The following is an 8,365-nucleotide window of genomic DNA, read 5'->3' as shown; positions in this document are numbered from 1 at the left end:
CAAGTACGCCGCCTTTCTGGCCACCAATACCCTCTCCGTGATTGATACGGGCGTGCTGGCCCATCAGATACCGGGCGGCATGATTTCCAATCTGATCAGTCAGTTAAAAGAAATGAAGGCCCTCGACCGTCTCCAGGAAGTATATGATGAAATCCCGCGCACCCGCAAGGAATCCGGGACCGTGCCGCTCGTGACCCCGACTTCCCAGATCGTGGGTGTGCAGGCCGTCATGAATGTCCTCTACGGCAGATACAAGATGGTCACGACGCAATTCAAGGACCTGATGTACGGTCTCTACGGCCAGACTCCCACACCCATAGACCCCGAGGTGCAGAAAAAGGTGCTCAAGGGCTACAAAAAGGGACAAACCCCCGTTACGGGCCGTCCGGCAGACTATATCGCCCCGGAACTCGAAGATGCCAGAAAGAAATTAGGAGACTTGGCCAAAACGGATGAAGACTTGCTTATCTACGCCCTCTATCCGGCCACGGGTGAGCAATTTTTGAGACGGAAATACGGGCGGGAGGAAAAGTCGGCGACCGACACACCATAACTATAAAGATATACATGGGCGCAGCCTGCTGTGCCCCTTTCCATACCCCATCCTGAAGCTACAGGCTTTTTGTAGTCGTTAAGAGATTGCTCTGGGCTGTTTCGGCATGGGTTCCGCTTACGGTGTCATCCGTTCTGCGGCCTGGGAATCGGCTCCGGCTTTCGGGTAGCCTCGATGACGGGCTCGGCCAATAACGATGCAATGGCTGCGGATGGATTTCGTTTCAATCACGCCGGCGGCATTCCGGCCGGCATCACGAGCGGGCAGCCCTTAGTCATCAGGGTGGCCAGCAAACCCATCCCCTCCATCGGCAAGGTTCAGAAACCATTGATATATCAGGTCAGGCCAGAGAGATCAGCGTCAAGGGAAGGCACGATGTGGCAACGATCCCGCGCATCGTGCCCGTCTGCGAAGCGATGGTGGATATAGTGCTTGCTGATCATCTGTTGAGACAGAAAGCGATAGAGGGATGAAGAAAATTCAGATTGGCATTATCGGCGGCACGCGGGACATGGGTAAATGGTTCGCCGATTATTTGACGGCTCAGGGATATCGAGGTGTTGCAGCAAGGCGCCAGCCGTCCCTGGCCGTCGGGGCACGGCAAGCCGTGCCCCGATTCAAAGCCAGGATCAGTCTAATTTGATGGCGTCTCTTGTTTTCTGCTTTCTTTTGCTATCCTTTTCGTCAAACTCCTTCATGCAGCTGCTCTCTTTCCCTTGGATCATAGAACATTCCAGGTAATTGGCAATTTCCACAACGCAGCCTCTTATGGCCTTCGCGGTGGGAGTTTTTGCCTTTTCGCCGATATTTCCGGAGAAGAAGCTCAGGTTCAGACCCAGCCGCATGCCCGTGGATTCGGAGGTGGCTTCAACGGTTCTCACATCGGCGATTTCGCCGGTGTTCGTATCCATCACCTTTAAGTCAACGGCCATATAGGCCTTGCCCTTGTTGCCGCCGACGGAAACTCCCATCAGGGAAAACCCGGCATCCTTGCCGCCCGTATTCTCTTCAAAAGAGGTTACGGTTGCTGAGATGAGCCACCGGGCGCCTGTCAGCTTGCCGATCTCCGGGGCGGTCTCTTTCCGTACCAGGCCGGAAGCACCCAGCTTCTGTTCGCTGACGACGCCTTCCAGTTCCTTCCGTTCGACGATGGTAAAGGATTTCGTGCTGGCCAGTTCAGCGATCAGCATATCCTGGAGCTCCGACCCCATGCCGCCATGCCACCAGCCCGCATGGGTGTTGTTCGTGAACCGCAGCACGCCGATCCGGGGTTTTTCGGCTGCCAGAGTGCCGGAAATAACAACAAAGGTGAGTAAAAATACAATCAGCGCCATCATTCTTTTCTTCATGAACCATACCTCCTTATATCAAAGCTCAATAGAAATCATTTATTTTTAAGCTGTGCTTTTAATTTTTCCTGATTTTTAATCGCCTCGGTAACTCTGACAAGAGCCAAGGTAATATCGTCATCAGGCTTTCCGAGCAATTTATCAGCCTTTTTATACAGCGGCAGCGCCGCAACAACATCACCCCTGCTTTCGGCGCATACGCCTAAATTATAGGTAATAGACGCCGAATTGGACGCAATTGTATCCGCCTCTCCCCATAGTTCACAGGCGGCGTCTAATCGTTTTTTCCCCGCGTAATCAATCCCCAGTTTCAGCTTGTCCTTTGCCGCAGATGAACTTATGCCATCCGTTGAACTCATTAATTTTATTTCGCGGACAACATAATAGGGGGCAATATCTTTACGAAATTCAGCTTTAGCCATGGTTATTGACTGCCCTATCAGCTCACTGCCGGCTTTCGCCGGTGTGCCATCGGTACATCCGTTTGATGTTGCTGAGCCATTAATATCACGGGTATAAATTATTTTTCCGGTTTGCACTTCAATTAACTTCGGAGTGAAGGCAAAATAGCCGGATCTCTTGACGCAATCGACATTCCATTTCCTCCAATGGAGACATGCACCCTGGGAGCAATTTCCTTTAGCATCGCAATTCTGCGCGTACCGTGTACATTCTTGCCTTGTTTCTGTATATGGGCCTTCCGTGGAATTATTTTGCGTAACGGCGCCTGTATATACGCCTTGAGCGCCGATCAGTTTGCCAACCTCGGCTGCGGTGTTGGCATCAACCATGCCGCTTTGACCCAATTTCATTTCTTTCATTATCTTATCCAAGGCATTCCTATCAACCAATGTGAAGTAATTTTTCCCGTCTATGCTTATACTGCCCAAAACACCCTCCACTTCCGATGTGATCTGCTGTCCCCCCTTACCGCTAAATGGCAGTACCGCAACTGTTTTTGTGAGTGACGCCTCATGATATGCGGCAGGCTGAAGCATGGTGATCGGTATCTTTGTCGCGCAGCCGTTAATCAATAGAAAAACACCGATAAGAAAGATAATTTTTCCGGAAATATATGAACGCTGTAATCGAATCATTGCCATAGCACCCTCCTGATTAATATTTCTGACATTATTTTTGGTAACTTACGGTTAATGAATAGGGTGAAAAATTGCTGACGGTAAAATTACCCTTTTGTTTAATGCTATTGGCCAGATAGAGCGTATTTTCCGGATATTTTACGGTAAATTCACCCATGCCCGTTTCCTCCACTCCTGATACCCAGACAATGTTCTGCAGGAGGCTTTTTATGTCCATGTTCGTATCGCTGTCCGTAACGCCGGCTACCTTGACCCGGATGCTCTTGACATTACTCTGGGTAAACTGGGCCAACTTGTCGAGAATCTTCGGAGTTACCTTTTCCGTCAGGCTGGTCATGCCCTTGGCCGTCGCGTCTTCCACGTTGCCCGCCAGGCCTTTGCCCTCTTCAACTCCGGACGTAATGATTTCCATGTTGCCGGTTTTGCTGCTTTTTGCCACGATCCGGTAGTTCAGCCGGACGGTAACGTTATTGAAAGGCATGGCGATACCATAGCCGATGTCTTCGCCTTTTCTCGTCGAGACGGTATAGTCTATACTGCCGATGATGATGATGTTGGACAGGAACTTGTACATCATGCTGCGTACGGCCAAGGTGCTGCCGCTTTTTACCGCCCTTTCTATCTCCGCAGCGTCCATGGTCTGGGTGGGAGCAACGTCAGTCACTGTGTAGCCCTGTCCGATGATTTTATCAATCAGGGTTTCCGAGAGGATATTGGTCTCCTGGTACTCATCTACCCCTCTACCGGCGCGTGGTTTCCGCGCTGGTATGAAAAGCGCGACGGAACTATTCAGCGCTAAACTGGACACCGCCTGTTCGGCCTTGGCCGGTTCGACACAGGCGTTTATGTTCACAGTAAGAGTCTCACCCTTACTCGCCTCGTTTAAGACTTTATAACTTCTTACCACTCCGGCAACTTGTGTTTTCATTACGTCTTCGACGAGTATAAAGTTCTGCACAAAACTCTGGGCCTTAACGGCGGTGCCTACCACCTGCTCAATCGCCGCCCACTTGGCCCGGGCCACGGCTTCCATCTTGGCCGAAGGGACGTCGCTTTTGATGATCAGGGCTTCGCCCTGCGTGTTGACACACTTCTCCGCAGCATGTGCAATTGCGGAGGTTAAAACCAGCACGACCAGGACCAAAATCACTTCTTTAAGTTTGCCCATCAGCATCTCTCCTTTCTATGTCTCCCCACTCTTTCCAAGATAGCCGAAAAATTCTCAAAAGTAAAATTATATCTCCATATTTTCTGGAAGTTTCCCAGCGGGGCAGGAATTACTTGCCGACGCAGAAGCGGGAGAATATCTCCTGCAGGATTTCTTCGTTTGTCGTTCTGGCGACGATTTCACTCAGGCTGGTTAGGGCGTCGCGGAGGTCTATAGCCACAAGTTCGGGGGGAAGATTATTTTTGGCGCCTTCCCTGGCCTGAGATAGAAAGGCGACTGTTCTCTCCAGGGCGGTTTTATGGCGGATATTGGCAATCATGACCTCCGTATGCCGGTTGCCGGAAACGCCAAGGACGATGCGGTGAATAGCCTCTTTAAGCTGATCCAGGCCGTCACCGTATTTGGCCGATATGCGTAAAACATCTACTTCCGGCAGTATCGCCCGGACTTGTTGCATATCCAGCATCTGGGGAAGGTCATTCTTGTTAACCACCAACAGGAGGTTGTGGCCAAGAAGCCCAGCCATGATCGTTCGATCTTCCTCGGTCAGGCCGGCGCTGCCGTCTATGATCACTAAAACCAGATCGGCGGTGGCAAGTTTTTCCCGCACCAGTGCGATGCCTTCCGCTTCGATGATGTTCTCAGCGGCCCTGAGGCCGGCAGTGTCGGTAAGCTTTACCGCCAACCCGTTGATATTGATGAATTCCTCGATAAAGTCGCGGGTGGTGCCGGGCAAGTGTGTGACGATGGCCCTCTTTTCACCCAAAAGGCTGTTCAGGAGGCTCGATTTGCCCACATTTGGTTTGCCGGCGATCACTACGTCAACGCCGTCGCGGACGATCTTCCCCTGCTCATATGTTGCCAGCAGGGTTTGCAGCTTTCCGATGATACTGGTGAGGGTGTCGGCTGCACAGGCCAGGATATTATAATCACTGGAGATTTCGTCGGCAGGGAAGTCAAGGGCCGCTTCCAGTCCGGCCAGCGCTGCGACAAGCTGCCCGCGCAGATCGTCAATTGTTTTCGACAGCCGACCCTTGAGATGGGATAAGGCCAACTCGCTCCCCCGCCGGGTTTTAGCCATGATTAGATCCTGCACGGCTTCCGCCTGCGCCAGATCGAGACGATTATTCAGGAAAGCCCGTTTCGTAAACTCACCGGGCGCAGCCGGACGACAGCCGGCGGCAATTACAGCGCTGAAGACGGATTGCAGAATGAAGTATCCGCCGTGGCAATGTATTTCCAGCGTGTCTTCGCCTGTGTAGGAGTGGGGGTTTTTCATCAGGGTGAGAAGCACTTCATCAAGCAGCTCGCCAGAGTCAGGGGCGATAATATCCCCATGATAAAGACGTCGGCTCTCGAAATTATTCAATTGTTTTCGTGGTTTGAAGAGCAAACGGGCGACGGCCTCCGCCTGGGAACCACTGACGCGGATGATCCCGATGCCCCCCGTGCCGAGCGGGGTTGCGATAGCCGCGATAGTATCTTCCAAGGCGACGTCAATCCTTATTTGCCGGCACGATGATGATTTTTCGATATTCGCCTTCGCCCCGGCTCTTGGTGGTAATGCCCAAATCATCCTGCAAGGCCATATGGATAATGCGACGATTGTGGGCGTTTAGATAGTTAAGAGTTACCGCTTTCCTGGTCTTTTTTACCTTCTCGCCAATCTTGGCGGCGAGCTCGGTCAGTGATTCTTCCCGCCGCTGACGATAAGATTCCGTATCTACGATGATCATCTTCCGGCCATTCCCGGACTTATGCACCGCCTTGTTGACGATGTATTGCAGGGCGTCAAGATTCTGTCCGCGCCGACCGATCAGCAGTCCATCGCCATTACCCGTGATGTTGAGGATGATTTTCTCTCCTGTTTCCAGGGTTGTTACCGGGCAATCAAGGTTCATGTGGGACAGGATGCCCTCGAGGATCGTCTTGGCGCGGGCGGCCGTCTTACCTTCGGTTAGTTCTGTTTCCGGGAAAGGTGCGGCGGGAGACTTAGGGGATGAATCTGCCGGCATTTTCGCCGCTTTAACCGGAGACGGGGTTTCCGATCTCACCGCGGGGCTGTTCAGCTCCTCCTCCAGGGACAGCAAGGAGGCCTTGATCTTTGCTTTTTTGCCTCCCAGCAGACCGAGAAATCCGGAAGTTCCTTCCGCAATAATTTCTATGTTAAGTTTCCCGCGGGAAACCTGCCATTCATTACAGGCCCTCTCGATGGCTTCATCTATTGTTTTACCTTCAAATTCCAGTACTTGCATATCATTGCCTCGTCCCGTTTCAGGCGGGTTGCTTATTGATGTAATATTGCTGCCCGATGCTGATAATATTGTTGAATAACCAGTAGATTACCAGTCCGGAGGGGAAATTCAAAAACATCACCGTAAAAATGATCGGCATGAAAAGCATTATTTTGGCCTGCATCGGATCGCCCGCCGGAGGCGTCATCTTCTGTTGCACAAACATGGTGGCCCCCATGATGATCGGGGTAATGTAATAGGGATCTTTAGCGGAGAGATCCTGTATCCACCAGATCAAGGGGGAGTGACGCAGTTCGATGGCAAAAAGAAGCGTCTTGTAGAGGCCGAAAAAAACGGGGATCTGGATAACCATCGGGAGACAGCCGCCCAGGGGGTTAACTTTGTGAGACTTGTAAAGGGCCATCATCTCCTGGCTGATGCGGGCCTTATCGTCTTTATATTTTTCGCGCATTTCGGCTATTTTGGGTTGCAGCTTTTGCATTTCTTTCATGGACCGATAGCTCTTGTTGCCCAGCGGCCAGAAAATAATTTTGATAATTAACGTCAGCAGGATAATGGCGATCCCGTAATTATGGATGAAGTTATTATAGATAAACTTAAGGGAGATCAAAAGGGGCATGGCGAGCCACTTGAGCCAATCGCCGAAGTCAATGGCGTTTTCCAGCCCCGCGTTACTGGCCGAAAGGAGACTGTGGTCCTTGGGGCCCAGATAAAGGGAGTAGCTGTTAGATCCCGTTTGCCCCGGCGGTATGAGGGTTTTTGGCGATTTCAGAGTCACGCTGACAGTATTCTGGGCATCCTTGGTCAGAGATAGCGTGGTCAGGGAAGGGGTCTGGGGAATCATTGCGGCGATGAAATATTTAGTTTCAAATCCTCCCCAGGAAACATCAGGTCCCATGGTCTTGGAGGACGCCATTTTCTTAAGATCTTCGCGCTCAATATTTTTAGCCACCATGGAAACCGGTCCGTCATGGCCATATTCATCCGGTTTGGCATTCTGATCTATGAGTTCGTGCCAGTTGAGGCTGGTCACCTGGTTTACCGCGTTGTTCGTCAGGTTGGTGGTCCTTACTTCCAGGTCGAAATTATACTTTCCGCGATGAAACCGGTATATCTTTTCGACCTTAAGGAGACCGGGATATTCCAGGGTAAATATTAATTGTCCGCCCTCGTCGGGGTTCTGGGCGGCGTTTGCCGCCCCCCGGGCTTCATAAAGAGCATTATCGGGAATGTTGAAATCGGACCCGCCAAAGGAGACGGTGAGTGGGGCGGGAAGGTCGGCTCTAGTCTTTACCAGTTCGATAAGCTTGGCATTTTTATCAATGCTGGTCCGGTATTTTTTCAACTGGAACGATTTTAAGGCGGCGCCGCGGGTGGAAAAGACGGCGCTGTATTCGTCCGTTTCCAGGGGAATATTTTTATCATCAATACCTTGCCGCTGTTGCAGGGAAACGATGCCTGCGGGCACCGCGTTTATTGAAGTTGCGGCGCGACTGGCCACCACATTGATCGTCCCTTTATCGGCGACGGTTGCGGCCTGTTCTTGAGTCGCTGCCGGTTTCTTGGGCGGCGGCGGGGGTTTAACGAAAAAGGCCTGGTAAATATACAAGACCGCAAATGACAGAGCGATGGCGAGAATACTCTTTTTATCCATTATATTAAACTCCTCCGATTTTTATTGACTGGCTCCTCAAGTAGTTGCCAAATTTATTTCACTGGATCGTAACCACCGGGATGGAAGGGGTGACAACGAAAAATACGTCGGGCGGAGAAAAGCAACCCCTTGAGCGGGCCATGGCGTCTGATCGCAGTGATGGCATATTCGGAACAGGTAGGATAAAAACGGCAACAAGGTATTAGCAAGGGAGAAATACAGAGCTGGTAAACCCTTATAGAGCAGATGAAAATCCTGCCTGCTATCCTGGTAATCATTCTCTATT

General features: G+C 51.4%; 10 protein-coding genes and 1 pseudogene. 4 read left to right on the top strand and 7 right to left on the bottom strand.

Annotated elements, in window-relative coordinates:
• From NT140_12280 to NT140_12265, 4 genes and pseudogenes are all read left to right on the top strand, one after another.
• A partial coding sequence (locus NT140_12280; protein MCX5832641.1) for a pyruvate carboxylase occupies positions 1 to 553 on the top strand: 553 nt, incomplete at its 5' end.
• A gap of 174 nt (positions 554 to 727) precedes the next feature.
• Positions 728 to 862: pseudogene (locus NT140_12275) on the top strand (chorismate synthase).
• 44 nt (positions 863 to 906) lie between these two features.
• On the top strand, positions 907 to 1,026 hold the full coding sequence (locus NT140_12270) for a chorismate synthase (GenBank protein ID MCX5832640.1): 120 nt from the start codon (positions 907 to 909) through the stop codon (positions 1,024 to 1,026).
• Positions 1,023 to 1,196, top strand: coding sequence for a hypothetical protein (locus NT140_12265; GenBank protein ID MCX5832639.1), 174 nt, complete (start codon positions 1,023 to 1,025; stop codon positions 1,194 to 1,196). The genes NT140_12270 and NT140_12265 overlap by 4 nt, the downstream gene beginning before the upstream one ends.
• Here the strand turns inward: NT140_12265 and NT140_12260 are convergent.
• The 7 genes from NT140_12260 to yidD all read right to left on the bottom strand — a co-directional run bounded on the left by NT140_12260 (position 1,183) and on the right by yidD (position 8,357).
• Complete coding sequence (locus tag NT140_12260) at positions 1,183 to 1,902, bottom strand: CsgG/HfaB family protein (protein ID MCX5832638.1); 720 nt, start codon at positions 1,900 to 1,902, stop codon at positions 1,183 to 1,185. The two genes, NT140_12265 and NT140_12260, sit on opposite strands and share 14 nt — an antisense overlap.
• Before the next feature lie 35 nt (positions 1,903 to 1,937).
• On the bottom strand, positions 1,938 to 3,005 hold the full coding sequence (locus tag NT140_12255; GenBank protein MCX5832637.1) for a hypothetical protein: 1,068 nt from the start codon (positions 3,003 to 3,005) through the stop codon (positions 1,938 to 1,940).
• Between the two features lie 28 nt (positions 3,006 to 3,033).
• Complete coding sequence (locus NT140_12250; GenBank protein MCX5832636.1) at positions 3,034 to 4,170, bottom strand: hypothetical protein; 1,137 nt, start codon at positions 4,168 to 4,170, stop codon at positions 3,034 to 3,036.
• A 109-nt stretch (positions 4,171 to 4,279) separates the two neighbouring features.
• Positions 4,280 to 5,659 (bottom strand): tRNA uridine-5-carboxymethylaminomethyl(34) synthesis GTPase MnmE, encoded by a 1,380-nt coding sequence (gene mnmE, locus NT140_12245; protein MCX5832635.1) that lies wholly within the window; start codon positions 5,657 to 5,659, stop codon positions 4,280 to 4,282.
• 7 nt (positions 5,660 to 5,666) lie between these two features.
• On the bottom strand, positions 5,667 to 6,425 hold the full coding sequence (locus NT140_12240; protein MCX5832634.1) for a protein jag: 759 nt from the start codon (positions 6,423 to 6,425) through the stop codon (positions 5,667 to 5,669).
• Between the two features lie 19 nt (positions 6,426 to 6,444).
• Positions 6,445 to 8,079 carry a membrane protein insertase YidC gene (yidC, locus tag NT140_12235; protein MCX5832633.1) on the bottom strand — a complete coding sequence of 545 codons (1,635 nt, stop codon included), beginning with the start codon at positions 8,077 to 8,079 and terminating at the stop codon, positions 6,445 to 6,447.
• A gap of 53 nt (positions 8,080 to 8,132) precedes the next feature.
• Entirely contained in the window at positions 8,133 to 8,357 is a 225-nt protein-coding gene (yidD, locus tag NT140_12230; GenBank protein ID MCX5832632.1) for a membrane protein insertion efficiency factor YidD, read from the bottom strand.
• Positions 8,358 to 8,365: the final 8 nt, after the last annotated feature.

This window comes from Deltaproteobacteria bacterium, assembly GCA_026388415.1.
Classification (GTDB): Bacteria; Desulfobacterota; Syntrophia; order Syntrophales; family JACQWR01; genus JAPLJV01.
Note: the sequence above shows the minus strand (reverse complement) of the source record. Positions and strands in the feature narration are given on the sequence as shown.

Bases quoted from the DNA above. Each gene is read 5' to 3' on its own strand.
- NT140_12240 (MCX5832634.1), bottom strand. From the start codon at position 6,425: ATGCAAGTACTGGAATTTGAAGGTAAAACAATAGATGAAGCCATCGAG.
- yidC (MCX5832633.1), bottom strand. From the start codon at position 8,079: ATGGATAAAAAGAGTATTCTCGCCATCGCTCTGTCATTTGCGGTCTTG.
- NT140_12250 (MCX5832636.1), bottom strand. From the start codon at position 4,170: ATGGGCAAACTTAAAGAAGTGATTTTGGTCCTGGTCGTGCTGGTTTTA.
- NT140_12255 (MCX5832637.1), bottom strand. From the start codon at position 3,005: ATGGCAATGATTCGATTACAGCGTTCATATATTTCCGGAAAAATTATC.
- NT140_12265 (MCX5832639.1), top strand. From the start codon at position 1,023: ATGAAGAAAATTCAGATTGGCATTATCGGCGGCACGCGGGACATGGGT.
- NT140_12260 (MCX5832638.1), bottom strand. From the start codon at position 1,902: ATGAAGAAAAGAATGATGGCGCTGATTGTATTTTTACTCACCTTTGTT.
- yidD (MCX5832632.1), bottom strand. From the start codon at position 8,357: ATGATTACCAGGATAGCAGGCAGGATTTTCATCTGCTCTATAAGGGTT.